The organism is Streptomyces hundungensis (assembly GCF_003627815.1).
Lineage (GTDB): Bacteria > Actinomycetota > Actinomycetes > Streptomycetales > Streptomycetaceae > Streptomyces > Streptomyces hundungensis_A.
Window position 1 is genome coordinate 102,960 of sequence record NZ_CP032698.1, and the last position, 23,788, is coordinate 126,747.

The 23,788-nt window shown below is 68.7% G+C and carries 22 protein-coding genes and 4 pseudogenes; 15 read left to right on the forward strand and 11 right to left on the reverse strand.

What is annotated here, in order from left to right:
- Positions 1 to 41: 41 nt before the first annotated feature.
- The 7 genes from DWB77_RS00500 (at position 42) to DWB77_RS00530 (ending at position 6,885) form a co-directional block, all read left to right on the forward strand.
- Complete coding sequence (locus DWB77_RS00500; protein WP_120719382.1) at positions 42 to 905, forward strand: SDR family NAD(P)-dependent oxidoreductase; 864 nt, start codon at positions 42 to 44, stop codon at positions 903 to 905.
- A gap of 115 nt (positions 906 to 1,020) precedes the next feature.
- Positions 1,021 to 2,358, forward strand: a complete 1,338-nt coding sequence (locus DWB77_RS00505) for a wax ester/triacylglycerol synthase domain-containing protein (protein ID WP_162952297.1) — start codon at positions 1,021 to 1,023, stop codon at positions 2,356 to 2,358.
- Positions 2,359 to 2,443: 85 nt separating this feature from the next.
- Positions 2,444 to 3,040: a maleylpyruvate isomerase N-terminal domain-containing protein gene (locus DWB77_RS00510; protein WP_120719384.1), complete on the forward strand. Its 597-nt coding sequence runs from the start codon at positions 2,444 to 2,446 to the stop codon at positions 3,038 to 3,040.
- A gap of 100 nt (positions 3,041 to 3,140) precedes the next feature.
- A complete protein-coding gene (locus tag DWB77_RS00515) occupies positions 3,141 to 4,049 on the forward strand; it encodes an alpha/beta fold hydrolase (protein WP_162952298.1) in 909 nt (302 codons plus the stop codon).
- Complete coding sequence (locus DWB77_RS00520; protein WP_162952299.1) at positions 4,046 to 5,677, forward strand: GMC oxidoreductase; 1,632 nt, start codon at positions 4,046 to 4,048, stop codon at positions 5,675 to 5,677. The genes DWB77_RS00515 and DWB77_RS00520 overlap by 4 nt, the downstream gene beginning before the upstream one ends.
- Positions 5,678 to 5,809: 132 nt before the next feature.
- Entirely contained in the window at positions 5,810 to 6,331 is a 522-nt protein-coding gene (locus tag DWB77_RS00525; RefSeq protein ID WP_428985181.1) for a transposase, read from the forward strand.
- 104 nt (positions 6,332 to 6,435) lie between these two features.
- Complete coding sequence (locus DWB77_RS00530) at positions 6,436 to 6,885, forward strand: hypothetical protein (RefSeq protein ID WP_246033323.1); 450 nt, start codon at positions 6,436 to 6,438, stop codon at positions 6,883 to 6,885.
- Here the strand turns inward: DWB77_RS00530 and istB are convergent.
- A complete protein-coding gene (gene istB / locus DWB77_RS00535) occupies positions 6,882 to 7,673 on the reverse strand; it encodes an IS21-like element helper ATPase IstB (RefSeq protein WP_120719387.1) in 792 nt (263 codons plus the stop codon). The two genes, DWB77_RS00530 and istB, sit on opposite strands and share 4 nt — an antisense overlap.
- Positions 7,670 to 9,298, reverse strand: coding sequence for an IS21 family transposase (gene istA, locus DWB77_RS00540; RefSeq protein WP_162952735.1), 1,629 nt, complete (start codon positions 9,296 to 9,298; stop codon positions 7,670 to 7,672). The genes istB and istA overlap by 4 nt, the downstream gene beginning before the upstream one ends.
- A gap of 156 nt (positions 9,299 to 9,454) precedes the next feature.
- Here istA and DWB77_RS00545 point away from each other — a divergent pair.
- From DWB77_RS00545 to DWB77_RS37415, 4 genes and pseudogenes are all read left to right on the forward strand, one after another.
- Positions 9,455 to 9,970 (forward strand): annotated as a pseudogene (locus DWB77_RS00545) (IS256 family transposase); the annotation flags it as partial.
- A gap of 46 nt (positions 9,971 to 10,016) precedes the next feature.
- Positions 10,017 to 10,316 (forward strand): annotated as a pseudogene (locus DWB77_RS39515) (ISAzo13 family transposase); the annotation flags it as partial.
- Positions 10,317 to 10,326: 10 nt separating this feature from the next.
- Positions 10,327 to 10,785, forward strand: a pseudogene (locus DWB77_RS00555) (transposase); the annotation flags it as partial.
- Positions 10,786 to 10,879: 94 nt separating this feature from the next.
- Positions 10,880 to 11,035 (forward strand): hypothetical protein, encoded by a 156-nt coding sequence (locus tag DWB77_RS37415; RefSeq protein ID WP_162952300.1) that lies wholly within the window; start codon positions 10,880 to 10,882, stop codon positions 11,033 to 11,035.
- A gap of 122 nt (positions 11,036 to 11,157) precedes the next feature.
- On the opposite strand, the gene DWB77_RS00560 is transcribed toward DWB77_RS37415, so the two are convergent.
- Both DWB77_RS00560 and DWB77_RS00565 read right to left on the reverse strand, forming a co-directional pair.
- Complete coding sequence (locus DWB77_RS00560; RefSeq protein ID WP_120719389.1) at positions 11,158 to 12,462, reverse strand: cytochrome P450; 1,305 nt, start codon at positions 12,460 to 12,462, stop codon at positions 11,158 to 11,160.
- A gap of 46 nt (positions 12,463 to 12,508) precedes the next feature.
- Positions 12,509 to 13,740 (reverse strand): IS3 family transposase gene (locus DWB77_RS00565; protein WP_120719390.1). Its coding sequence is split into 2 segments (ribosomal slippage): positions 12,509 to 13,413 and positions 13,413 to 13,740, totalling 1,233 coding nucleotides; the frame shifts between segments, so codons are not numbered across the junction.
- Between the two features lie 73 nt (positions 13,741 to 13,813).
- On the opposite strand from DWB77_RS00565, the pseudogene DWB77_RS00570 reads away from it, so the two are divergent.
- A pseudogene (locus DWB77_RS00570) lies at positions 13,814 to 14,298 on the forward strand (hypothetical protein); the annotation flags it as partial.
- A 362-nt stretch (positions 14,299 to 14,660) separates the two neighbouring features.
- On the opposite strand, the gene DWB77_RS00580 reads toward DWB77_RS00570, so the two are convergent.
- Both DWB77_RS00580 and DWB77_RS00585 read right to left on the reverse strand, forming a co-directional pair.
- Positions 14,661 to 16,940, reverse strand: a complete 2,280-nt coding sequence (locus tag DWB77_RS00580; RefSeq protein ID WP_120719391.1) for an MMPL family transporter — start codon at positions 16,938 to 16,940, stop codon at positions 14,661 to 14,663.
- Between the two features lie 86 nt (positions 16,941 to 17,026).
- Positions 17,027 to 17,671 (reverse strand): LmeA family phospholipid-binding protein, encoded by a 645-nt coding sequence (locus DWB77_RS00585; RefSeq protein WP_162952302.1) that lies wholly within the window; start codon positions 17,669 to 17,671, stop codon positions 17,027 to 17,029.
- A gap of 146 nt (positions 17,672 to 17,817) precedes the next feature.
- On the opposite strand from DWB77_RS00585, the gene DWB77_RS38330 reads away from it, so the two are divergent.
- Positions 17,818 to 18,498 carry a TetR family transcriptional regulator gene (locus DWB77_RS38330; protein WP_216826802.1) on the forward strand — a complete coding sequence of 227 codons (681 nt, stop codon included), beginning with the start codon at positions 17,818 to 17,820 and terminating at the stop codon, positions 18,496 to 18,498.
- A gap of 132 nt (positions 18,499 to 18,630) precedes the next feature.
- Complete coding sequence (locus tag DWB77_RS00595) at positions 18,631 to 19,419, forward strand: hypothetical protein (protein WP_120727211.1); 789 nt, start codon at positions 18,631 to 18,633, stop codon at positions 19,417 to 19,419.
- A gap of 508 nt (positions 19,420 to 19,927) precedes the next feature.
- Here DWB77_RS00595 and DWB77_RS00600 read toward each other — a convergent pair.
- The 5 genes from DWB77_RS00600 to DWB77_RS00620 form a co-directional block, all read right to left on the reverse strand.
- The gene (locus DWB77_RS00600) at positions 19,928 to 20,344 is read right to left on the reverse strand and encodes an integrase core domain-containing protein (protein WP_120719393.1); all 417 of its coding nucleotides are present in this window, start codon (positions 20,342 to 20,344) and stop codon (positions 19,928 to 19,930) included.
- Positions 20,290 to 20,811 carry an IS3 family transposase gene (locus DWB77_RS00605; RefSeq protein ID WP_120719394.1) on the reverse strand — a complete coding sequence of 174 codons (522 nt, stop codon included), beginning with the start codon at positions 20,809 to 20,811 and terminating at the stop codon, positions 20,290 to 20,292. The genes DWB77_RS00600 and DWB77_RS00605 overlap by 55 nt, the downstream gene beginning before the upstream one ends.
- Complete coding sequence (locus tag DWB77_RS00610; RefSeq protein WP_162952304.1) at positions 20,808 to 21,119, reverse strand: transposase; 312 nt, start codon at positions 21,117 to 21,119, stop codon at positions 20,808 to 20,810. The genes DWB77_RS00605 and DWB77_RS00610 overlap by 4 nt, the downstream gene beginning before the upstream one ends.
- Before the next feature lie 73 nt (positions 21,120 to 21,192).
- Positions 21,193 to 22,629 (reverse strand): serine/threonine-protein kinase, encoded by a 1,437-nt coding sequence (locus DWB77_RS00615; protein WP_120719396.1) that lies wholly within the window; start codon positions 22,627 to 22,629, stop codon positions 21,193 to 21,195.
- A 210-nt stretch (positions 22,630 to 22,839) separates the two neighbouring features.
- On the reverse strand, positions 22,840 to 23,142 hold the full coding sequence (locus DWB77_RS00620; RefSeq protein WP_216826803.1) for a hypothetical protein: 303 nt from the start codon (positions 23,140 to 23,142) through the stop codon (positions 22,840 to 22,842).
- Positions 23,143 to 23,224: 82 nt separating this feature from the next.
- On the opposite strand from DWB77_RS00620, the gene DWB77_RS00625 reads away from it, so the two are divergent.
- Positions 23,225 to 23,680 (forward strand): hypothetical protein, encoded by a 456-nt coding sequence (locus DWB77_RS00625; protein WP_120719398.1) that lies wholly within the window; start codon positions 23,225 to 23,227, stop codon positions 23,678 to 23,680.
- The last annotated feature ends 108 nt before the right edge of the window (positions 23,681 to 23,788 follow it).

The window sequence follows — 23,788 nt, forward strand, 5'->3', positions numbered from 1 at the left end:
GAACCGCACGACTCGACCAGGGCAGGAGTGACACGAGAACGATGGACGACAAGTACTGCGTGGTCACCGGAGCGACGTCCGGGATCGGCAAGGAAACAGCGCGCGGGCTCATCGCCGCGGGCCGCCGGGTCCTGTTCGTCTGCCGAGACCGGGCCCGGGGCGAAGCCACCCTGGCGGATCTGCGAGGGGAACGCTCGCAGGCCGATGTCCAGATGTTCGTGGCGGACCTGTCGGTACTGGCCGACGTCCGGCGGGTCGCCGGGGAGATACACCAACACCTGCCGCGCCTCGACGTCCTGGTCAACAACGCGGGCACGCACGACCTGCGTGCGGCGGTCAGCGCCGACGGCTTCGACCGGATGATCGCCACCAATCATCTGGGCCCGTTCCTGCTCACCCACCTACTGGTGGACCTGCTGGAGCGCGGTGCGCCCTCCCGCATCGTGATGGTCGCCTCCGAGTCCCATCGAAGCGTCGTGCGCATCGACCCGCGCACCTTCGCCGACCCCGGCACCTACGGACCGATCGGCTCCCTGGCCGTCTACGCCCGCTCCAAACTGCTCAACGTGCTCACCACCCAGGAAATCGCACGCAGGTGGGCGGCACAAGGTATCAGCGCAAACGCCTTCTGTCCCGGCCTGGTCTCCAGCGGTCTCGTCAGAAACATCCCGATGGGCACCGCCCTGTTCTCCCTCGCCCGGCTGACCCCGGCCGTTCGAAGTCCGAAGCAAGGCTCCGAACACGCCCTGCGGCTGGCCAACGACCCATCGTTCACCGGGCGCAGCGGCGGCTTCTACTCCACCACCGCCGGAGCCGTACTCCTTCCGCCCGCCCTTCACCGGTTCCGGCCCGGCCTGCAACGTGAGGTGTGGGAACGGTCCGAAGAGCTGGTGGGTATCCGATGACCCTCGCTCCGGGCCGAACCCGTCAGTCCCGAGGCCGTCCCTGACCCGCCACCTCGCCCGAAGGAGAACGATGCACGCATCTCGGCCTATCAGCGGATGGTCCTCCCCCGGGCCTATGAACGGCACGGACACCCTCTTCTGGCGCATGGGCGCGAACCCGCTGACGCGCCCTCACGTCACCTGGGTCTGGCTTCTAGACAAAACCCCGGACTGGAGCACCCTCCTCGACGGCTGCCAGTGGCTCCTCACCAAGCTGCCGCGGCTCACCCACCGGGTGGCCGAGACCCCACTGCGCGCCGGGACGCCGACGTGGACGCCGGACCGCGACTTCCGCCTCACCCGCCACGTCCACCGCATGCGACTGCCGGAACCCGCGGGCCTACGCGAGCTGCTCGACCTGGTGGAATGGCGCAACGGCACAGACTTCGACGCGTTGCACCCGCCGTGGGAGGCTATCTTGATCGAGGGCTACGGACAGGGTCGGGCGGCGATCGTCCTCAAGTGGCACCACAGCGTCGGGGACGCGGTGACCATCGTCTCAGCCTTGGGCAAACTGCTCCCCGATGTCGCGTCAGGCTGCCACTTCGACGGCTTGAACCCTGCGCATGAGCTCACCCGCGGTCCGGGGACGCAGGCCTCGCGTTCCTCGGCGGGACACGGTGTCGCCGTCGGCACCAGGGCCTCTCTGCGGGGTGTCGCACGGCTGTTGACGACGCCACGCGCCACCGGAGAATGCGTCCGCCTCGTGGCCCGAGCCGCGACCCAGCTCCTTGACCCCGTCGCTCCGTCCCCTCTGCTGCGGGACCGCAGTGCCGCCATCCGCTGCGGCATGGTCACCGTCCCCCTGGAGGACCTGAAGGCGGCGGGTAAGGGCGCGGGGGCGTCCGTGACGTCCGCCTACATCGCGGCGGTGCTCGGGGCATTCCAGCGCTACCACGCATACCACGGGGTCACCCGCGCAAGTCTGCCCACACTGGTGCCGGTGAACATACGCCGGCCGACCGAGACCGGGGCGGGCAACATCATCGCCTCGGTGCGTATCGCCGGCCCCATCGGGGACATGTCGGCGCCGGAACGGATGGCAGCCGTGCACACCGCGATCGCCGAGGCCCGCAACACCCTGGTCAGGGACCTGTACACCATTCTCGCCGACCTGAGCTCCTGCGTCCCGGGCGCGGTCCACCGCTGGGTCGTCCCGCCCGCGCTGCGCAACGCCGTCGATATCGTGGTCACCAGCGTGCCCGGCTTCTCCCGCACAACGTTCGCGGCGGGGGCCCGCGTGACGGAGGCCGTGGCCTGGGCCCCCCGCGGTGGGGCAGCGGCCAACATCACGATGGCCTCACACGAAGGCACCTGCGGAATCGGAACCAACCTCGACCCCGCCGCGGTCACCGACAGCGCCCTCTTCCACCACTGTCTTGAGCAGAGCCTTCACGACCTGTGCACTCCCTGACCGCTGCTCCCGAGCCCGTCCGTCGCGGCCCGCGGCACGAACGACCGAAGCACCAACCCCACAGCGCGACAAGGAGAGCGGACCGGTGCGATTTACTCTGGAGCAGGAACTGCGTGCGGAACGGCGTCGGTTGATCAGCACACTGGACACTCTGCCGGACGAGGTGTTCGAGACCGGGCGCACCCTGTGCAGCGAATGGGCCCCCCGGGACATCCTCGGGCACCTGCTGTCCGTGGACCACCTCGCCGCGACCTATCTGCCTTTCGGGCCGTTCCTCCACTACGCCAACCGGAAACAGGTCGCACGGGCCCGGCGGCTGCCGCGGGAACGTCTGATGGACGCCGCCCGCCTCTGGGCGGACAAGCCGTCCCTGAGCAGCCGCCTCGGCGTAGTCGTGACCCTCGGCGACCTCGCGATCCACCATCAGGACATCGTGCGCGGTCTGGGACTTCACCAGGAGATGCCCACCTGCGCACCCACCTTCATCCTCTGGGACGGAGCAATGCTGAGCATGCAAACGAACCTGCGGATCCTCCGCTACCGGCTGACCTCAACCGACGGATATCCCGAGCTCGGGCTCCCCCCGTTGCCGCACGCTCCCGAGGTCCGCGGCACCAGAGAGGCCCTTGGGATGTGGCTCGCCGGGCGGGACTCGGTGACGGAGGAACTGATCTTCACCTGACACCCCACCCGACACCCCGACACCCGACGCCCGACGCCGGGGCCGCGGCTGCGTCCTGCGGCACCATCGCTCCACTCCGCCCACAACAGAGGAGGAACATGTGACCGATTCCCGGATAGTTCAGCGGCGAGTGCTGGTGCGAGGACTGTCGACCCTCTTCTACGAGGCCGGGGAAGGCCCGGTCGTCCTGCTGGTACCCGGCATCGCCACCAACGCCCAGGACTGGTTTCAGGTCATGGGAGAACTCGCCCCGACGCACCGGGTCATCGCCTTGTCGCTGCCGGGCCTCGGCGGCACCAGCCCGGGCATGGACGTGCACCCAGCCGCCATGGCCGCCTTCGTCGCCGACTTCCTTGATGCCGTGGGGGTGGAATCCGTCACCGCGGTGGGCCACTCCTACGGTGGCATCATCGTGGCCGAACTAGCCCTGGCATATCCGGATTCCGTGAACCGGCTGGTGCTGGCCAACGCTTGCGGCCTGGGCCGGGCCGTGCATCCGATGGCCATCGCGCTGTCCCTGCTGCCGAACCGTGCGGCCGACGCCCTCTCGGCCACCGCCTCCTTTCCTGGAGGCGCCGCCGCGCTCGTTTTCTCCAGCCCACTGCTCCTGCGACAGCCGTGGCGCATCCCGCTGAGGACCTGGAAGAACCAGTACGAGCTGGCACGCTCCAGGCAGACCCTTCGGGTCTCCCTCAAAGTCTTCCAAGCGTGCGGCGGTGTGACCGGGCAGCGTGAAGACATTTTGGTAACCGACCGGCTGCACCAGATCCGAGTTCCGGCCCTGGTGATCTGGGGCGGTTCCGATCTGCTGTTCCCGCTCTGGCAGGGGCGGACGGCGGCCCGCCGGCTGCCGCAGGGCCACTTCACCGTCCTGCCCGGAGCCGGACACGTCTCCTACCTGGACAGCCACAGGGAGTTCATGGACGCGCTCGGCCCCTTCGTCCGTGACGACCTGCGTGCCCCGCTGCCCGACACCCCAGAGACCGCCGAGAGGGAAGTACACCCGTGACCGATCACACTCCCCGGCACACGACACCTCTACAGGACATCACCGAGACGCCGAAAATCGATGCGCCCGGCGGACCGGACTCGCCCGACGGGCCTACCACGGCGACCGCCAGGCCCGTGCGGCGCGCTGACCGCGAGGAACGGCACCACACCGTGATCATCGGATCGGGCGTCGGCGGCAGTGTCACTGCCTTCCGCCTCGCCGAGGCCGGGATAGCCAACGTGGTCCTGGAGCGCGGCAGGCGCTGGCCGAAAACACCGGCCGCAAACGCCTTCCCCACCTTTCCCTCCCTTGACAAACGGCTGCTATGGCTGGACAACGACTCCACCCCCCTGCCACCACCCCGCACCCCCCTGCTGTCCGCGCTCCACAGCGCGCTCGCAGGGGCGCTGCCGCGCTCGACCGGACTGCTGGACGTGATCACTCAGGACCATGTCGTGATCCTGAGCGGCACGGGTGTGGGCGGAGGCACACTGGTCTACGGAGGAGTGCTTGCCCAGCCTCACGCTAGCGCCTTCCACCAGCTCTTCCCTGCGGAACTCGACTACACCGAACTCGACGACGTCTACTACCCGCGGGCCCGGCGGCGCCTGATATCGGCCCCCTTCCCGAAAGACCTTCTCGCCCACGGCCAGTACCGTTCGACCCGCCTGTGGAATGTCGCCGCGATGGCCTCCGGCCTTGCCGCTGAAACCATCGTAGGCAACTATGACTTCGACATCGTCCGGAGCGAACTCGGCGGCACCCGCACCGCCTCGGTCATCACAGGCCAATACCACTTCACCGGTTGCAACAGCGGCGCGAAGATGAGCGTGGACCGGACATACCTGGCACGCGCGGAGGCCACCGGCAAAACCACGGTGCGACCACTGCACCGGGTGACCGAACTGTCCCAGGACGGCCGGGGAGGCTACCGAGTCCTCGCCGAGCACACGGACATGCGGGGACAAGTGATCGAGCGTCTGACCTTCCTCTGCGACAAACTTGTCCTCGCAGCCGGCCCCCACACCCCACGGCTGCTGGTCACCGCGCGTGAGAGCGGAGCCCTGCCCGCCCTGCACGAGTCCGTCGGCGCGGGCTGGGGGTCCAACGGCGACCATCTGGCCCTGATTCGCACCTCTGCCTTACCTCTGGGCGCACCGCAGGGCGGCCCCCCGGCCGTGCTCGTGCGCAACGCCGCAGGCACAGCCACCGTGATGCACTCCCCCATGCCCTTCCCCACCGGCCCAGGACTGCTGACCTGCCTGGGGATGGGCATCTCCGACCGGTTCGGACAATGGGTGCCGACCGGGGACGGTGGCACCCGGCTGGACTGGAAGACAGAGCACGACACGACGTCCCGGTCCGAGGTGGAAACCCTCGTGCGCCAGGTCGCCGAGCATATACCCGGCGGCGGCACGGTCCTGGCCGCCCACTCCTCACACCCCGTCGTGGCACACCCCGTCGGCGGCGCCGTTCTGGGCCGGAGCACCGATCTCTATGGCCGACTGCACGGCTATCACGGCCTGTACTGCCTGGACGGAGCTCTCATGCCCGGTTCCACCGCCGCCGCCAACCCCGCTCTGACCATCGCTGCGGTGACCGAACGCTGCCTAGACCACATCATCCCCGACTTCGACTCCACCTGACAGGGTCTGTAAGGTCAACGGCCCTGCTCACAGGGTCTGTACGCTCACCGGTGTAATTGATGATCATGCAAGAGACATCAAGTGACTGACACCGTGACCGAGTTCGTTGCCGCCGGTGACGAGGCGGAACCGTTGCTGGAGAGCGCGGCGGTCGAGCGGAAGCTCATCGACCAGCTCGTCGAGCAGGCCCGGAGCAAGGGGCTGCAGCTGACCGGCGAGGGCGGGCTGCTACAGCAGCTGACCAAGACGGTTCTGGAGTCCGCCCTGGAGGGCGAGATCACCGACCATCTCGGCTATGACAAGCACGACCCGGCGGGCAAGGACGGCGGCAAGTCCCGCAACGGGAAGCGGTCCAGGACGGTGCTGACCGACGTCGGACCGGTCGAGATCGACGTGCCCCGTGACCGGGACGGCTCCTTCGAGCCGGCCATCGTCAAGAAGCGGCAGCGACGACTGACTGGCGTCGACGAGATGGTGCTCTCGCTCTCGGCGAAGGGCCTCACGCACGGCGAGATCTCGTCGCACCTGGCCGAGGTCTATGGCGCGAATGTGTCCAGGACGACCTGGCTTTGTTCACGTTCAGCAGCAGCGTTTGTCGATGAGTTCCAGCAGCGGTTGGTCAGCATCTGGGTCGCGGATGTTCACGAGAAGTAGCGGCAGTGCGGTGTCGATGAGGCGATCATCGTGAGGGAGCACTGCTGCAGTTCACGTGGAGTCTCAACCGCTCGCATCCTGGACGAAGATGCGATGATCTGTTCGTGGTGACAGATGTCGAGTGGGCTCGGATTCGGAAGGGCCTGCGCTTCGGGCAGGTCTTCGAGGGCACTGTGGTGAAGGTTCCCAGACCCGGTGCGATCGGGATCTTCGTAGACATCGGCCTGAGTGTCGGAGGCTTTGTCGACGTTCTGCTGCTGCCGAGCGAGGGCGAAGACTGGCCAGCGGAGGGCACTGTTGCCGATTTCGAGATCTGGTGGGCAGACAGCCGCCAGCAGATCCGGCTGAAGCCGTACGACTCTCGATATCTGCGGACCGACTTCACAGACTTCGTCGAACGCTTCCGTCCCAGTTGGCCTGCCGACGTCGGCCAGCCCGTTCATGACTCGGGGCCTGTCACTCCCGAAGAGTTGCGGGCCCTGCTTCGCTCCGATGGGTCGTCGGCCAGCTCCCCTGAGACCGGAGAAGTGGCCGACGCTCCCAGCGGAACCTAGCTGGCCGCGGCTTCGGCGCGGGCTCGGGTGCTGGCGAGGCGGTAGGAGTCGGTGCCGGTCTCGATGATGGTGCCGTTGAAGGTGAGGCGGTCGACGATGGCCGCGCAGAGGCGAGGGTCGGTGAACGTCTTGGTCCAGCCGCCGAAGGACTCGTTTGAGGCGATGGCCACGCTGTTCCTTTCCTCCCGCTCGGTCAGAACCTGGAACAGGAGCTCGGCGCCGCGGCGGTCGAGTTCCATGTAGCCGAGTTCGTCGATGCAGAGAAGGTCGACGCGGCCGTAGCGGGCGATCGTCTTGGAGAGCTGCTTCTCGTCGGCGGCCTCGACGAGTTCGTTGACCAGCTTCGTCGCCAGGACGTACTTGACCCGGTAGCCGGCCATCGCCGCCTCGGTTCCCAGCGCGATGAGCATGTGGGACTTGCCTGTTCCGGAGTCGCCGATCAGGCAGAGCGGCTGGCTCTTCTTGATCCATTCGCAGCTGGCGAGGGTGTGGATGGTGGCCGCGTCGATGTTGGGGTTCGCGTCGAAGTCGAAGGTCCGTAGGGACTTGTCCCGGGGGAATCCGGCTGCTTTGATTCGGCGCTCGGAACGGCGTCGGGCCCGGTCGTCGCACTCGGCCATCAGCAGCTCGGCGAGGAAGCCGCGGTAGGTCATCTGGTCCTTCATAGCCCGGTCGGCGATGTCGGCGAACTCGTTCCTGATCGACGGCAGCCGCAACAGGCGGCATGCGGTGTCGATGGCCGTGTTGGCGGCCTGCTCGGTCAGTCCTCGCTGGCGGGGCAGGGTCACTGTGCTTCTCCCTCGCGGTGTTCACCGCCGCTGGCGCGACGGCGTCGGAGCAGTTGGTCGTAGTGGGTCACCGAGGGCAGCGGCCTGGTGTCCGGGGGAAGATGGGCGAGCCGCCATTCGTGCAGAAACGTCACGGTCGCCCTCGCGGCACCGGCCGACGAGGGTTTCCCGGTGGGTTCGGCTTCGGCCTGGGCGATCTTGCGGGCTTCGAGGGCGACCGCGTCCGCGGTCAGTGCCCCGGCCCGTAGAGCCATCGCGAGGCCGGCGACCAGGTGCTCGTGCGAGACGTGGCGGGCCAGCAGCAGAACCTCGATCAAGGCCCTGGTGCCGGCGGTGTCTCCGTGGGCCTTGACCGCCGCGGCCCACCAGGCGTCATGGACCGGGGTGAACTTGCCCGCAGAGCGGGCTTGTTCGAGTGCGGTCGCGCCGGGGAAGGCACCCGGCTTGCGGATCAGAGCTTCGAGGTAGTGGTCCAGATCCAGGCGGCAGCCACCCTTCGCGATCAGCCGCTCATGCCGGGCCACTTCCACATTCCGATCGAAAACCACCAGGTGAGAGGCATGCAGTACGACCCGGACCCGTTTGCCGATCAGCCGGACCGGGACCGAGTAACGGTTCGTGCGGACCGCGATCTGGCTGTAGCGGTCGACTCGCGGAGTGAAGAGCCGGCCCGTCTCGAAGGGCTCTTCCGGCAGCGGCATCAGCAGCGGCCGCTCGACCTGGAAGTACTCGTCGATCGTCCGCGGCCGCGAACCGATCCGACGCCGCCCATCGTGAAGATCCCACTGGTCAACGAGTTCGTTCAGCTCGGCCAGCGAGTTGACCTCGGGCACCGGGGTGAAGTGGTTGCGACGGAAGTAGCCGATCTGTCCCTCCACTCCGCCCTTCTCGTGTGCGCCCTCGATGCCCGGTCGGCAGTAGAAGCTCTCGATCCCGAAGTGCGACCTGAACGCAATCCACCGGTCGGCCTCCACCCGGGCCCGGCTCAGGCCCAGCACCCGGGCAACAGCGGCTTTGAGGTTGTCGTAACGGACCTTGCTCCGCGGGACCCCGCCCAGCGTCCGTAGCGCGTGGACGTGCCCTTCGAAGAAGGCTTCCTGCCCGCAAGATGCGAAGACGCGGTGGACGGCCTTGCCCGAGTAGGAAAGACGGAAGGAGAACAAGTAGCAGGTCACAAGCTCGCCAGCGAGCCGGATGGTCACGTCGCCGAAGTCGACCTCGGCCTCCATGCCGGGCTGGTGGGTCTGCGGCACGAACGCCTCGACCGGCGCCTTCCCCGACTCCACAAGGATCTGCGGTTTCCGGTCACTCACGTAGCGCCGGACCATCTGGTAAGAGACGTCCGCGGCGTGCTCCTCGACCAGGCGGTGGAAGATCCGCGTGATCGTGTGCCGCTGCTTGCGCGGCGCATCCAGATCTGCCAGCAGCATCCCGTCGATCAGCGACTTGTACGGGTCCAACGCGGTCGGTCGCGGCGGCAGCTGCTTCCTCGGCTCCGGCCAGACCGAGTCCACGGCCTTGCGGACCGTCCGCCACGACACGTTGTACTTGCGCTCGATCTCCCGGATCTTCATGCCGCCGCGGTGGTCCCGACGGATCGCCGCGTACAGCTCTACCTTCGACATCTGCGGCATGACCAGGACCTTTCACCGGGAGCATCCCGATGCTCCCGTGGCAAGCACCCCGGCGACTTCAAAACTCGTGAACATCACCCGACCGTGGATCCGGGCGCCTCCCAAACCCATGAACAATGCGCTTCACAACCCGTGAACAAAGCCAGCCTGCCCGACGCGGTCGAGACGGTCTGGCCCCGCACTGTCGTCCAGACATGCATCGTTCACTTGATTCGCAACAGCATCCGATACGTGGCCCGGCAGGACTGGGAGAAGGTTGCCAAGGACCTCCGCCCCGTCTACACCGCGCCGAGCGAGGCCGCCGCGACCGAGCGGTTCCTGGAGTTCTCCGAGAAGTGGGGCGCCAAGTATCCGGCCGTGATCAAGCTGTGGTCCGACGCCTGGGCCGAGATGGTGCCCTTCTTGTCCTTCGACGTCGAGATCCGCAAGGTCATCTGCAGCACGAACGCTATTGAAAGCGTCAACGCCCGCATCCGCAAGGCGGTTCGGGCGCGCGGCCACTTCCCCACGGAGGCCGCCGCGTTGAAGTGCGTCTACATGGCGCTGATGAGCCTGGACCCGACCGGCAAGGGCCGGCGCCGCTGGACGATGCGCTGGAAGGCACCCCTGAACGCCTTCCAGATCGCCTTCGACGGCCGCCTCACCCCCACCGACCAGCGATAACTCAACAACCAAGATCAGCCGTTAAGTTGACACACCCCCACCTGTACGCGGACACCACCAGCATCGGGGCGGACCACGCCAGCCCGGCACCCGCGGCGGCGTCTTCCGGCAGAAGATCACCGATGCCGAACGCCTCCTGGCCGCAGTCCTCTACGAGCGCAAGCTCGGCACCCGACAAGTCCTGGCAGACGCCTTCGGCGTCAGCCTCGGCACCCTCAACAACGCGCTCAAAGACGCCCAACCCGTCCTCCGCGAAGCCGGAATCACCCTTCCTCCCGCCTCGACCCGCTTCACCACCGGCGCCGAACTGCTGGCATCCATCGGCAGCAACACGCCGACAGGTTGATTCTTTACGGCTCCATCTCCTGAGGGCGTCGTTCCGTTACGCGGCCCGCCAGGACTGGGACAAGATCGCGAAGGCGTTGAAGCCGGTCTACACCGCGCCGACCGAGGACGCGGCAACCACTCGCTTCCTGGAATTCGCCGAGGTCTGGGGGAAGAAGTACCCGGCGATCGTCCGGCTCTGGGAGTCCAGTTGGGCCGAGTTCACGCCCTTCCTCCAATTCGATGCGGAAATACGCCGGATTGTGTGCACAACCAACAGCATCGAGAGCGTCAACGCACGCATCCGCAAGGCCGTCCGCGCCCGCGGGCACTTCCCGACGGAGCAGGCCGCTCTCAAATGCGTGTACATGGCCGTCATGAGCCTGGACCCGACCGGCGTCGGCCGCAAACGCTGGACCATGCGCTGGAAGGGCGCCATGAACGCCTTCGACCTGGCCTTCGACGGCCGCCTCACCGCAGGCCAACTCTAGCCACACCAAACCCAGTTACACCGCAGGCTGTACAGACCCCCGGAGGGGTGGCGGGCTTGGCTTAGACCGTGTCCTATGTGGTGAGGCGGACGAGATGCAGGCCAAGGGAAAGCTGCAGGGCAAGCAGGATGAAACCTCCCAGCGCGGCCAGAAGGAACAGGAGCGCCTGAGGCAGTATGCCGACGAGCAGCGCGAGCAGGGCCAGGAGTCCTTCGACGGCATCCAGGACGAGACGGACGACCGCCGCTAGACCCCCTGGTAGCAACCCGGGCCCGCATCCCCGCGCAGTGGGAGGCGGGCCCACGCCATCCGGGGTGAGCAGCTCGGGACGGGCCTGCTCCACCACCCGCAGGCGCTGAGCGGTCACGGTGGTTACCGGCCGGCTGCGGCTCCGCGTGGGCGAGGCTCGCAGGTCAGGCGCAGCCGGCCGGGCCCGAGACTCATCCTCGGTCTCGGTGAGAGGGCCGAGAGTGAGCGCAGCCGCCAGGCGGCGGTGATGGTCGCGATGGTGAGGCAGGCTTGCGTCATCGCGAACTGGTCGCCGATGCATTTGCGGTTGCCCGCGCCGAAGGGGATCATCGCGCCCCGGGGCAGGGCCTCGTTCTGTTGGGGCAGCCAGCGGTCCGGATCGAACCGGTCGGGGTCCGGGAACAGGGCCGGGTCGTGGTGGAGGAGGTAGGGGCTGCACAGGACATCGGCGCCCGCAGGCAGATGTCGCCCCGCCAGTTTTGTGCCGGTGGTGGTGACCCGGGAGACGATCCAGCCCGGCGGGAACAGCCGGAGAGTCTCCAGCACGATGCGCCGGGTGTAGTCCAGCGCGGGGAGCGCTTCCGGTATCAGGGCCCGGCCGCCTGCGACCGTGCTCACCTCCTCGTGGAGGCGCGCCTCGACCTCCGGGTGCGTGCTGATCAGCTGAAACGCGGAGGCGAGCGTGTCGGCGGTCGTGTCGGTTCCGGCGAACATGATCGTGACAAGGTGGTCGTGGACGTCGCGTTCGCTCAGCGGATCGCCGTCGTCGGTCCGCGCTTCGAGCAGAGCCGACAGGAGGCCGCCCCCGTCCGGGGCGCGGCGATGTTCTGTGATGGCGTTCGCTGCGACGTGGCGCAGGCATTGCTGTGCCTTGGTGAAGCGGCGGTTGGCCGGTGTGGGCAGGTGGAACCAGAGCGTGGAGGGGATCACCATCCGCCAGTAGACGCCGTCGAAGGCGACGGGGAGCGAGCGCGCCAGGAGCCTTTGATCGTCCTCGCTGAGTGCGAGCAGGGCGCGGTTGAGGACCTGGATGGTGAGCGCCTGGAATTCCCTTCGGGCGTCGATGATCTGCCCGGGCCGCCAGGATTGTGCCAGGGCCGCGGTTTCCTGCGTCATGACGGTGGCGTAGGTCTTGATGTGGGCTGGGTGGAACAGGGGCTGGAGCAGACGCCGTTGTCGGCGGTGGTCCTGCCATGAGGAGGTTCCCAGGCCGTTGCCGAGCAGGAGGCGTGCCTTGTCGTAGAAGGGGCCGCCCTTGTCGAAGGTCCGCGGGTCCAGCAGGATCTCCCGGGTCACTGCGGGGTCGCAGGCCACGAAGACGGTGCGCGGGCCGAGGCAGATGCTGACCAGATCTCCGTGGGCGGGAAGTGAGGCGAGGAAGGCCAGTGGGTCCCGCAGGAACTTCAGGGCGTGTCCCACGCCGGGCAGGGCGCCGGGGGGCCTTCCCCCATGAAGGTGGGCACGCGGTTATCGATCACGCGGCGAGCGTGAGTTTAGCTTTGTGGTGTCGTCGTTCGTAGGCGTCGGGGCTGAGGTGGCCGTTGGTGGAGTGCCGGCGGCGGGTGTTGTAGCGGGTCAGCCAGGCGAAGACGGTGCGGCGGCAGGTGGTGGCGTCGCCGTAGTCGTGGTCGCCCTGGAGGGTCTCGCGTTTCAGGGAGGCGTGGAAGCTCTCGCAGGCGGCGTTGTCGGCGCTGGTGCCGACCGCGCCCATCGACCGGGTCACCCCGAGCTGGTCGCAGAGGCCGGCGTAGGCCCTGGATCCGTACTGGGCTCCGTGATCGGAGTGAAAGACCGCGCCTTCCAGTGAGCCGCGGGTGCGGGCGGCCATCCGCAACGCGTCGGCGACCAGGTCCGTGCGCATGTGGTCGGCGATGGACCAGCCGACAATTTTGCGGCTGAAGCAGTCCAGCACCGTCGCGAGGTAGAGGAACTTCCCTCCCTGGAGCGGGAGATAGGTGATGTCGCCCATGAGCTTGCGCCCGGGCTCGGTGGCGGTGAAGTCCCGGCCGAACAGGTCGGGGACGGTCCCCGCGGCCGGGTCCGGGACGGTCGTGCGGACCCGTCTGCGCAGGCGGATCCCGGTGATCGAGAACGCCCGCATGACCCGGGCGACCCGCTTCTCGTTGACTCGGTGGCCGTTCTCGCGGAGCTCGGCGGTCACCCGCGGGGAGCCGTAGGCGCCGCCGGACTCGCCGTGAACCCGGCGGATCTCCTTGACCAGGGCCACGTCCTGGCGCTGCCGGGCGGCGCGGGCTTCGGCGCCGGCGCACCACTTGTAGTAGCTGGACCGGCTGACGTCCAGGACGTGGCAGAGCCGCTTCACCTCATAGGTGTTCCGGTGGTCGTGGACGAACTGGAAGCGGCTCACCAGTTCGTCTCTCCGGCGAAATACTTGGCCGCCTTGCGCAGGATGTCCCGCTCGGTCGCGAGCTTGCGCTCACTCGCCTCGAGCTCGGCCACCCGCGCCTCCAGGCGGCGGACCCGCTCGTCCGGGTCAGCGGACGCGATCGCCGCCGGCGGAGAGGCAGGCCGCGCAGGTGCGGCGGTGACGCCACGGCGTTCGCGGTCCCGCAGCACCCACTCGCGCAGGGTCGCCCGGTTGATGCCCAGGTCAGCGGCGATGCTCTTGTACGTCGCCCCGGGTGTGGACTCGTACAGGGCCACGGCATCGGCCTTGAATTCGTCCGAGTAGTCCTTCAGCGCCATCGGCGGTCTTCTCGCTTCCTCCGGATCAAGCAGATCCAGTATCAGCGTGTCCACCACTCAGGGGGAGGCCCCTCGCGTGTGGCGGGACGCGGGTGTGTTCACCGCTCTGCTGGAAGGTCTGATCACCCAGGGGGCCGGCGCCGGCAGGACGGACTTGTCGCTGGTCAGCGTGGACTCCACCACGGTCCGTGCTCACCACGATGCCGCGGGCCTGCGGGTCAGCAAGCATCTCATGAAGACCTTGGAAGACGCCGTGCAGGAAGAGGAGACGGCCCGCCAAAAGGGGGCGGCGCGGCGGAACAGAACGGACAGGACGAACGCCGGCGCATCCGGCGCCGACACAGGATCCGCCTGAAGCAAGCCTTGCTCGGCAGGTCCCGGGGCGGCCTCACCAGCAAGATTCACCTCGCCGCGGACCGCCAGTGCCGTCCGCTCGCGCTGGTCCTGACCGCCGGGCAGGCCGGGGACAGCCCGCAGTTCATCCCCGTACTCAAGAAGGTTCGCGTTCGCCTGCCCGTCGGCCGCCCTCGCACAACACCCGGCGCGGTCGCCGGGGATCTTCCGGGCGCCCGCCCAAGCTGGACGACTCCCAGGTCGAGAGGCCCGCTCCTCCAGTTGCCCGTAGCTGTCGTTATCGGCATCGCACTGGGCGGCGCTGCGGCGGCGGTCCCGGCGGCCTACGACTCCTACATGGCCAGCGGCATTCACGGCCAGCGGCTCTTCGTCTCGCCGGGCCTGGACCTCGTGGTCGTCCACTTCGGCTCACAGATCATCTCACCCGCGGTGCCGCCGGCCCCCCTGGTGCAGGCGTTCGTGCGGATCGGCGTCCACCTCAACTCGTAAAGCAGGCGCCGAAAACAGCGGAGTCCGTGACCGGGTGAAGGTCACGGACTCCGGTCGGCTCGGTGCCGGCCGCTCGGTCAGCGCGGGTCCTCCCGGAAGGCTCCGCCGACCGCGACGGGCAGACCGGGACCGTTCCCGTCGGTGTAGTCCTTCTGCGGATCTGCCGCCAGCCGTTCACCCTCGATGTCGAGGTCGGGCAGCAGCCGGTCCAGCCACTTTGGCAGCCACCAGCCCGCCCGGCCGACCAGGGCGAGGACCGCCGGGACAAGCGTCATCCGGACCAGGAAGGCGTCGATGAAGACGCCGACGGCGAGGGCGAAGGCGATCGGCTTGAGCATGGTGCTGCCGCCGGGGACGAAGCTCGCGAACACCGCGAACATGATGAGGGCGGCGGCGGTGACCACGCGGGCGGCGTGGCGTGAGCCGGCCAGGACGGCCGCGCGGGGTGCGGCGCCGTGGACGTGTGCCTCGCGCATGCGGCTGACCATGAACACCTCGTAGTCCATGGCGAGTCCGAACAGCACCGCCATCACGAGGATGGGCAGGATGCTGACGACGGGGCCGGTCTCGGCGACGCCGAGCGCGCTCGCGAGCCAGCCCCACTGGAAGACGGCCACGACCGCGCCGAAGGTGGCGGCCACCGACAGCAGGAAGCCGAGGCTTGCCTTCAACGGCACGATCACGGAACGGAAGACGAGCAGCAACAGCAGCAGGGACAGGCCGACGACGACCAGCGCGAAGGGGATCAGAGAGCTCGCCAGCCGGTCGGAGACGTCGATGTTCACGGCTGTCGTACCGGTCACCGACACCTCGGAGCCGGTCTGCTTCTGCCAGCCGGTGGCCTCGTCGCGGATGTACTGGACGAGGTCCTTCGTCTTCTGGTCCGAGGGTCCGGTTTTCGGCACCACCTGGATGACGGTCGCCTCGCCGTGGTCGATGACCTGCGGCTTGCCGACCGCGGCGACACCGTCGGCGGCCTTCAGGTCCTTGACGAGCGTGGCGTTGGCCGCTTGCGGGTTCCCGGCGTGGGAGGTGTCGGCGAGGACGAGCAGCGGGCCGTTGAAGCCGGGGCCGAACTTCTCGGAGACCAGGTCGTACGCCTGCCGCTGACTGCTACCCGCAGGTGCGGAACTGTTGTCGGGCAGGGCCAGTTGGAGGTCGCGGGCCGGTACGGCGACGGCCAGCAGGCCGATCAGGATGGCCAGCAGGGTCAGCAGCGGTCGGCGGATGGCGATCCGGCCCCAGCGCTCGCCCATAGTCCTGCGCGCACCGTGTCCGCCGGGCCCACGGTGTCCGCCGTGCTGCCCGCCGCCGTGGGCGTCCTGTTCGCGGCGGGCGGCGCGTGAGCCGGGCCTGGGACGCAGCCGTTCACCGGCGAAGCCCATCAGGGCGGGCAGGAGCGTGGTGGAAATGCCGACCGCGATGAACACGGCGGCTGCACCGCCGACGCCCATGACGGTCAGGAACGGGATGCGGACGACGGCCAGCCCGCACAGCGCGATGATCACGGTCAGGCCGGCGAAGACGACCGCGCTGCCCGCGGTGGCGGTGGCCCGGGCCGCCGACTCCTCGGTGTCCATGCCGGTGGCGAGCTGGGAGCGGTGGCGGGAGAGGATGAACAGGGCGTAGTCGATGCCGACCGCGAGGCCCAGCATCGACGCCAGCGAGGGCGCTGTGCTGGAAATGGTCAGGACGCCGGTCAGCGCCGAGAGGCCGAGCAGGGTGACGGCGACGCCGGTGATCGCCGTCAGCAGGGGCATGCCGGCGGCGAACAACGAGCCGAAGGTGATCGTGAGCACGACGAGGGCGACGGCGACGCCCATCAGTTCCTTGGTGTGCCCGGTGCTCTTGCTGCTGCCGTAGGCGGAACCGCCGACCTCGACCGTGAGCCCGGCGTCCTGTGCGGGCCGGGTGGCCTTCTCCAGCGAGGTGAGGCTGTCGTCGTGCAGGTCGGCGCGGGTGACCTGGTAGCGGACCTGGCCGAGCGCGGCGGTGCGGTCCGGCGATATGACCTTGCTCTGCACGGGATCGGTGACGCCGACGACCTGCGGGGCTTTGTCGGCTTCCGCCATGGTGGCGCTGACCGCTCTGGCGTACTGGGGTTCGGTGATGTGGTGCCCCTTGGGGGCGACGAAGACGATCTGGGCGCTGGTCCCGGCTGCCGAGGGCAGCTCCTTCTTGAGGGTGTCCATCGCGGTTTGGGCCGGTGAGCCGGGGACCGTGAACTCGTCGTTGGTCGTGCCGCCGAACGTGATCAGGCAGGTGACGACCGCGGTCAGCACCAGCAGCCAAGCGGCGAGCACCGCCCGGCGATGCCGGAAGACGCCGCGGCCGAGCCGGTAGAGGAGGGAGGCCATGGAAACGTGCTCCTTGAGGGGGGATGTGCAGGGTTGAGCGGCACGTTCGGGGGTGAAGCCGCCTGCGGAAGCCGGGGAGGGCGGGGTCAGGCGTGGAACGAGGCGTGGCCGCCGCTCAGGGTGAGCCGGAGGCCGTCGTCGGTCACCTCGAGTCGGCGCGGTGCCAGCTGAAGCGGGAGGTCGGTCAGGGCGACGGTACGGCTGACCTTGCCCGTGATCTTCTCGGCCAGAGCATCGGGGAGGGGGTTGTCGGCGAACGTGGGCCGACCGGGCGTGACGCGGATCGTCCGGCCGTCCAGGAGGGGGGCGACGGGAACAGCCAGGGCGCCGGCCCGGCCGACACGGACGACCAGCCGCCCGTGCGCGAGATCGGGGACCACCTCGGTGTTCAGCCGGCTCGCGTCGGTGGCGGCCAGGGACGTGGCACTGATGTCGACGGTCACGCGGGACGAACCGACCGTGCCGCCGCTGCCGCCCTTCCCGCTCCGGCGCACCTGGCGCAGGTGGGCGTCGATGTCGAGACCGGTCATGCGACGTGCGGACACCCCGTTCGCCGTCAGCTCGACGTCCGGGAGGTTGCCCCGCGCCAGCTGCCACAGCGCGGGCGTGGCACCCAGCCCGACGTCCGGGGTGGTGCCGAGACGCTTGCCGGTCACGGTCGCGATCCGGTGCCGGGCCACCGCTTCCGCCGTACCGGCGAGGGCGGTCAGGGCGATGACGGCGGTCAGCACGAGCGCCGTACGCCGTCGCGGGCGCAGCCTGGGGAACAGCCCGACCAGAAATTGTCATGACTGACACGATACACAAACTGTCATGACTGACACTTTTCATGAGCACGACATCCGGGCTCGGGTGAATGGCGTGTCAGGATGAACGGGTGGTGGAGAACTGGGCCGTGCAGGACGCGCGCGACGTGCAGGACGCACGGGACAAGCAGGAGATGGGTCGGCGGGACCGGAAGAAGGCGGCCACCCGCCGGGACCTGCTCCGTTCGGCCGCCCGGATGTTCGCGGAGCGCGGCTACCAGGAGACGACGGTCAAGGACATCGCCGCCGCGGCCGGTGTGACCGAACGCACCTTCTTCCGGTACTTCCCGTCGAAGGAGGATCTGGTCTTCGCCGAGATCCTGGACTTCGTACCGCCGCTCAAGGAGGAGATCGCCCGCCGCCCGGCGGACGAGCCCCCGTACGCGGCCGTGCTGGGCGGCCTGCTGGCCGCAGCCGAGCGCCTCGACGGCGGCCTCGGCATCCTCTTCGTCGGCGTGCCGCCCCGCGCCATGTCCACCGGTCCGCGGCGAGGCGGTGTGCTCGCCGGCTTCGAGGACGGCATTGCCGAGGCCCTCGCCGGCCGCCTCGCGCGCCGGTCACCGGACGAGCCAGCCCGCTCGCGCGCCCTGCGCGCCTCCGTCCTCGCCCGCGCCTCGGTCGCCGCCGTGCGCGGCGCCCTGATTGCCTTCACGACCCGCGAAGACGGGCCGACCGATCCGCCTCCCTCGGTCGAGGACTTCGCGGGGCTGCTGCACGAGGCGTTCGCAGTCCTGAGCAGCGGCGGGGAGTGACGCACACCGAAAAGGTGTCAGCCCTGTCACATCCGTCACGTGTGTCACCTGTCGTTCATCCCCGGGTAGGGCGCGCGCGTGACCATCGGTGCGTTCAAGATCCGCTGGTTCTACGACGGAAGGCACCGACCCATGGAACGACGCGACTTCGCAGCCGCCCTGGCAGCGGCTCTGGCAGCCCCCGCCGTCCTCGGCACGTCCCCTGCCCAGGCTGCCGAACGACCGGAAGCGGGCGCCGGGGCCGGTGCCGGACTCACCGAGCACATGCGGGCGGTGCTGGCGCGGGAGAGCGACGACCGGGACACGGCCCGGGCGCTGGCACCGCACCTGTACGACGTCGGCTTCGTCTGGCATCCGGAGACGGCGGAGCTGGACCGCCTCGACTTCATCGTGGCCTACTCCTTCGGCAACCGGCTGGCGACGTCCGGCGACCCGGCGAAGACCCTCCCCGAACCCGGCCCGGTGAACGAGGAGTTGGCGGACACCATCGCGCGCCTACGCAAGCAGCGAAAGGTCCCCGTCTACGCGCAGTGGGAGATCGCCCGCTTCCTTCAGTCCAAGTACCGGATGGACGACGTGACCTCGATCGAACCCGTCATCGCGCAGGACGGCACGATCACCTACCTCAGTACCGACGGGGTGGCCCAGCAGGTCCTGCAATACCGGAAGAAGGCACCCGGTGGTATCGGCACAGCCTGTGTCGTCGGCTTCCGCGACCACCACAAGCGGTGTGTGCAGACCACCCGGGACCGCGGGATGACGGCGTACGCGCCGCGCGGGTTCGCCATGCCGTACACCTACGACCCGCAATCCGGCCAGGCTTGGACACGGCGTCGGGATCTGTACCTGGTGCACGACATGTCCGCACAGTGGCAGGTGGTCCGCGCGAAGCTGATCGCACAGGCGTACTCCAACAGCTGAGTCCCGGACCACCTGGGAACGATCAACAGGCCGGTGGCTGCCCCGTTGTCGTCCCGAATCAACCGCACGGCGGATTGCTGTGGCCCGGCGCAGTTCGCCGGGCATCCGCTCCCGCCTGGCTTCCTGGCAGTCCTTTCGCCGCCGTTCGACATCCGTTCGAGCAGCTGCCGCTGTGCCACCGGGGCTCACGTGACCGATCTCGATTCCCGCCCCCTTCGTCCACTCCGTAGCCCGGCGGGTTGCGCGCCGGGCTGCGCAACCGGCACATGACGATGATCTCGATCGGCGGGGTGTCCGGCCTCGGCGACACGGCAACGACGCCTTCATAGCACCCGCAGTGGGGCACGGGCCCCTGTCAACGCGCGCCGTCATGTCTGGCCTGGCACGATGCTTCTCATGCAGCCGGTGCCGGCCCCTTGCCCCGCCGACCTCATCCCCGACGCGACGGGCATGGAGGCATTTACAGCCTGAGCTGCCCCGAGTTTCGTAGAGTCCGCTCTTGATCGGTTCAGGCGGACTGCGGGGTTTGCTCCTGGCTGCGCCAGAAGGCTTCCTCGTACTCGGCGGGCGGCACGTAGTCGAGCGCGTAGTGCAGGCGTTCTTCGTTGTACCAGGTGATCCACTGGAAGATCGCCCGCTCGGCCTGGTCGACGTCTTTCCAGGGACCCTGCATCTCGATCAGCTCGGCCCTGAAGGTCCCGTTCAGCGCCTCTGCCATCGCGTTGTCATACGAGTCCGCGACGGAGCCGACCGAGGCGGCAGCGCCGATGTCGGCGCGCCGGTCGGTATACCGAACTGACACGTATTGCGACCCGCGGTCGCTGTGGTGTACCAGTCCGGAGTCCTTCTTGATCCGACGCCGCCAGAGCGTCATCTCCAGTGCATCCAGCGGGAGTTCGGCCGCATGTGGTTCGCGACCTGCCATCCGACGATCATCCGCGAGAACACGTCCAGGACGAACGCGACGTGGACCCAGCCCGACCAGGTCCGCACGTAGGTCATGTCCGCGACCCACAGCTGGTCGGGCCGCTCGGCGGTGAAGTCGCGGTCGACCAGGTCCGGTGGCCTCGGCGCGGCCGGGTCCGGGATCGTCATGCGGCGTCGCCGGCCGCGGATGACGCCCTCGATGCCGAGCTCGGCCATCAGCCGCTCGACCGTGCACCGGGCGACCCCGACGCCCTTGCGCTGGAGCGCGCGGGTGATCCGCCGGGCGCCGCAGGTCGCCCCGGACTCGTCGTGGACCTGGGCGATCAGCGGCATGAGCTGCTCGTCGCGGAGCCCGCGGGCCGGCTTCGGCCGCTTCTTGCGGGCGAAGTACGTCGACAGCGACAACTCCAGCACCCGGCAGACGGGATCGGCCCCGAGGCCCCTCTCGCGCAGGGGGTCGATCACCTGCTCGGCCTCGTCCGGGGACGGTCGATCTCCTGGGCAAAAAACACCGAGGCGGCTTTCAGGATCTCATTCGCCCGCCGCAACTCCGCTACTTCTCCGCGGAGTTGCTTGAGCTCGTCCAGCTCGGCGGTGGTGAGCCGGTCGTCGCGCTCGCCGCGGTCAGCCTCGGCCTGGCGGACCCAGCCACGCAGGGCCTCCTTGTGGATGCCCAGATCCTTCGCGACGTGGGCGATGGGGCGGCCGGTGGTGCGGACCTCGCGGATCGCGCGCTCGCGGAGCTCGTCAGGGTATTTGCGAGGTGCTGCCATGGTGCTGGTGGATCTCCTTCGCCAGGACCGTAACCCTGGCATCAGGGACTCCACAAATCTCAGCACAGCTCAGCTATGCCGGATCAGACGTGTGGTGGGGGTCGTCGTACAGTGGCCCGGCGAAGGTGCGCAGCGCGCTGTGCAGGCGCTCGGCCGGCACGAAGGGGACGTGGTCGGCGCAGTACACCCGATAGCTGCCGTCGTCCTGTTTTTTGATGTCGTGCTTGGTCAGCCATGCGGGGCTGGGTTCGCTGCCCTTTTTGAACCAGACCCGGACGTCCGTGTGCGGTTCCGACGCGTGGGTCGAGCTGCCGAGCCCGATGCGGTCAACCGCACGCCATCCGATGGTGAAGGACTGTTTCTTCCCCGAGTCGTGGCGCGTCACCGAGAATCCGTCGGGGCTCACGACGACGATGTCGGACTGAAATCTTCGCCCCTCGTACACGGCTTTCAGCAGCATGATGCCTGCCGCGACGACGTACGCGATGGAACCGGCCAGGATGTGGCTGCCGAACGGGTCATCGAACTTGAACAGGGCCGGTCCCTTGTCCGAGACCCCGACCCCCACAGCTATCAGTAGCCCCGTTCCGAGGCTTGGCAAGATGCGCCGCTGCACCCACTGGGCGATCATTTTCTCCTGCCCGATGGTGAGTGTGGTCTGCGCCTGTCTCGCGTCGGCTTTGTGCTGCTGCGGCTCCTTCAGGACGGCCGGGGCAGCGGACAGGAGGGCGAGCGCCTCGGCGGGTGTCGGCCGACGGGCGGGCTCACGCTGCAGCAGAGCAGCGAGAAGGGGCGCAAGACGATCGGCGCGCTGTGCGATCCGCGGCGTCTCCTCCAGAGCCGCGAACGGGTTCTCCCTGGGGAACGGCAGCCCGCCCTCGACAGCCTCGTACAGCGTCACGCCGAGCGAGTACAGATCCGACGGGCCGCTCGCCGGGGCGCCCTGCCACCGCTCGGGGGCGGTGTATCCGGGCGTTCCGATGACGAGGTTGGTCGCGGTCAACCGTGTGTCAGTGTGGTCCACCGCGATGCCGAAGTCCGTGAGCAGGACGTCACCGTGGGGTGTGAGCATGACGTTCGCGGGCTTCACATCACGGTGGATAATGCCCGCAGCGTGCGCGAACTGCAGGGCCCGCAGAAGGGCCTGTGCGATGGCGCTTGCCCTGGCCTCGCTGAGCGGACCGTTCGCCTTGATCTCGTCGGCGAGGGAGTGCCCCTCCACCAACTGCATGACGATCCAGGGCGCGCCGTTGACCTCGACGACGTCGTGCACGGTGACGATGTTGGGATGGTCGCGCAGCTTGGCGGCATGACGGGCTTCCCGTGCGGCCCGCACGAGAAGCTCTCCCCGTTGCTCCGGCAGCACGTGCCCGAGCCGGACCTCTTTGACCGCCACCTGCACGCCGAGCACCATGTCCTCGGCAGACCACACCTGGCCGAACCCGCCAGACCCTAAATGCCGACTCAACTTGTACCGGCCGTGGACTAGTTGCCCGACTACTGCGTCCATCCCCCGCTCCCCCTCCGCGCACGCGCACCCGATGCAGCTGTCGCCGGCCCATCGTGGACCGACTAGGGGATGGTGTACCCGCAATCAGCGGTTGCCAGAGGTCTGGCTGGCTACTCACAAGACGTCGAAGAGTCTGTACGCCGCCCCTGGTAGTCGACGTCAAACGCCACCGCGTGCGGTCGCACGCGAGCAGCGGGTTGCCGGTGGTGGTCAGCGAGCTGGCCGTCGCGGTCGTCGGCGGGGGTGCCGGTTCGAGCACCCCCGCTGGCTGGCGCGCTCGCGCAGCTGCTTCACGCGCCGGCGCTGGTGCTCGGGGCTGAACGCGTTGACGTACTGCCCGCGCGGCCCCGTCAGCAGCCCTTCGGCGATCAGCTGGCGTACGGCGGCCGCGGCCTCCTTGCCGCCGATGTCGAACCGCTGGCTGATGTCGTAGCGGGTCATGAACCGTTCGCCGGGCTCGTAGCCGCGGTGGATCGCGGTGCGCACCCCCATCGCCCGCACATCGGCCCCCACGCCATCCGCCCCGCCACCCTCGCCAATCCGCCCGCCACCGCGCGCGGCGCCGACCGCCACCCCCACGTCTGAGGAGAGCCTCGTGCTGGACCGCTTCACCCAGTTCTGCGTCCAGGCCCTGCCTCCCAGCGGCCCGGACATCACCGCCGTCGAACCTTGGCAGGGCGACGACGCCCCGGCGTACGGCATCGCCGTTACCTTCTCGTCCGGCAGCCGGCTCTGGCTTCAGATCACCGGAGGCCTGGCACCAGGAGCCCAGGCGCGCGAGCCCAGCACACCCGCGAGCGCCCCCGTGCCTGTGCCGCTGCCCGCCCTGTTCGACGAAACGGGCACGGTCAGCCCGCTGCGAGCCGAGGCCTACCTCACCGCCGCGCTCACCCACACCGACAACACCGAGATCGCCCGGGCCTACGGCTACAGCAACCGCCCCGGCCAGACCGCCCAGCACCCCAGGTCTCGGCGTCATCTTCCACAACGGAACACGCCTGTACCTGCCGTTCGTCCACACCGCCAAGGCCGGACAGGACCGCGGCCGTAGCCCCTTCCGCCTACAAAGCAACTTCTGACCTGTCACCTCGCGCCCTGATTCCCATGTCTGCCGCCAGAGGCACTCGCGACCTCATGGTTTGTTGCCTGGCTGGGTCGT